Annotated in this window: 2 protein-coding genes; both read left to right on the forward strand. The window is 69.9% G+C overall.

Annotated elements, in window-relative coordinates:
- Window positions 1-67 precede the first annotated feature (67 nt).
- The gene (locus ABZT03_RS44130; protein WP_356049944.1) at window positions 68-1555 is read left to right on the forward strand and encodes a SpoIIE family protein phosphatase; all 1488 of its coding nucleotides are present in this window, start codon (window positions 68-70) and stop codon (window positions 1553-1555) included.
- A 5-nt stretch (window positions 1556-1560) separates the two neighbouring features.
- The coding region (locus ABZT03_RS44135; RefSeq protein WP_356049946.1) for an STAS domain-containing protein at window positions 1561-1893 on the forward strand (333 nt) is incomplete at its 3' end.

Genomic DNA, 1893 nt, shown 5'->3' on the forward strand with positions numbered 1-1893 from the left:
TCTACTCGATCTAGGCTGCGTCGGTTCGTGCCGCTCGTTGGCGGCCTATCGACGGAGAGGAATGCCGATGTCCCAGCAGGCCTCGGCCACGGACCCGGCTGCCGGGCGTCGTCCCGAGCTGGTCCCGGACCTGGATGTGGAGGCGGGCCGTATTGCGGCGGTACGCCGCTACGACATTCTCGATACTCCGCCCGACGGTGCGTTCGACCGGGTGGCGGCGATGGCGGCCCGCCTCTTTGATGTCCCCGTGGCCACGGTCACAATCGTGGACACCGACCGCATCTGGTTCAAGGCTGCGCATGGCCTGGAGGGTGTCAAGGAGATCGGCCGCGATCCGGGATTGTGCGGCTCGGCGATTCTGCGTGATGACGCGCTGGTCATTCCTGACACCCTTCGTGATCCCGTGGCGGCGGACAATCCGCTGGTCGCCGGAGAGATGGGTGTGCGCTTCTACGCCGCCGCACCGATCATCACCCCCGACGGCCACCGGCTGGGCACGGTCAACGTCCTGGACACCAAGCCGCGCTCCATCACCGAGGACGACACCGCCACCCTGGCCGATCTCGCCGCGATCGTGCTGGACGAGATGGAGCTGCGGCTGTCGGCGCTGCGCGCCCTGCGCGACGAGCAGGAGCGGCGGGAGGCGGAAAGCCGTCAGGCCGAAACGGAGCGAGCGCGTGCCGAGGTGGAACGGGCGGCGCGGGAACAGGCGGAGAAGGACAAGGCCGCCATCGCCGCGTTCGCCTCCACCCTCCAGCGCACCCTGCTGCCCCCGGCGCTTCCCGTGGTACCCGGCCTGGAGCTGGCCTGCCACTACCGCACCGCTTCCGTCCATGATGTGGGCGGCGACTTCTACGACGTCTTCCCCGTCGACGGCGAGCGGTGGACGTTCTTCCTCGGTGACGTGTGCGGCAAGGGCCCCGAAGCGGCGACCGTCACCGCCCTGGCCCGCCACACGCTGCGCGCCGCGGCCCAGATCGACCCGGACCCGGTCAGTGTTCTGAGCACGCTCAACACCGTCCTGCTCACCGATGTCACCGCCGGAAGCCGTTTTTGCACCGCCCTCTTCGGCCTGCTGACACCACAGGAGGACGGTGGTTTCACCGTCACCATGGCCGCCGGCGGCCACCCGCCGGCCTACCATGTGCGCCCCGACGACAGCGGCGCGGTGTGGGTGAAGACGGTCCGGCAGAAGGGCGGCATGCTCGTCGGAGCCTTCTCCCAGGCACAGTTCGCCCAGGCCACTTTCTCCCTGGCCCCGGGGGAGAGTCTGTTCCTCTACACCGACGGGCTGACCGAAGCCCGCACCGCCCAGGGCGCCATGCTCGGCGAGGACGGCCTGACCGGCTTCCTCCACCAGCGCACCGGGCCAGTGACGGCCGCCTCCCTGGTCGAAGACACCGTCACGTTGCTGGACGCGCTGCCCGACGGGGTCGGCGACGACGTGGCCCTGCTGGCCCTGTCCGTGCCCGATGCCGAAACCATGCCCGACACCGGTGTCGCCGCCACCGCCCACACCACCGCCGCACCCGAACCCTTCGGCCAGGAGGGATGACCGACGTGACCCACACGCTTCACCTGACCGTCCACCACCCCCGCCCCGGCCTCGCGATCGCCACGGTCGTCGGGGATGTGGACGTGCAGACCGCGCCCACCCTGTCCTCCGGTGCCCTGGAGATCATTCAGCAAGGACACCCGCGCCTGGCCCTGGACCTGGCACAGGTCGGCTTCTGCGACTCCGCCGGTCTCAGCGCCATCATCGGCATCTGGCACGCGGCCCAGACAGCGGGTGGCTCACTCAGCCTCGCCGCCGTCCCCGACCGCCTGATGCGCATGCTCAGCATGACCGGCGTCGACTCACTCCTGCCTGTCCATGCCACAACCGCCGACGTG

It is taken from the genome of Streptomyces sp. NPDC005574 (assembly GCF_040605435.1).
Lineage (GTDB): Bacteria > Actinomycetota > Actinomycetes > Streptomycetales > Streptomycetaceae > Streptomyces.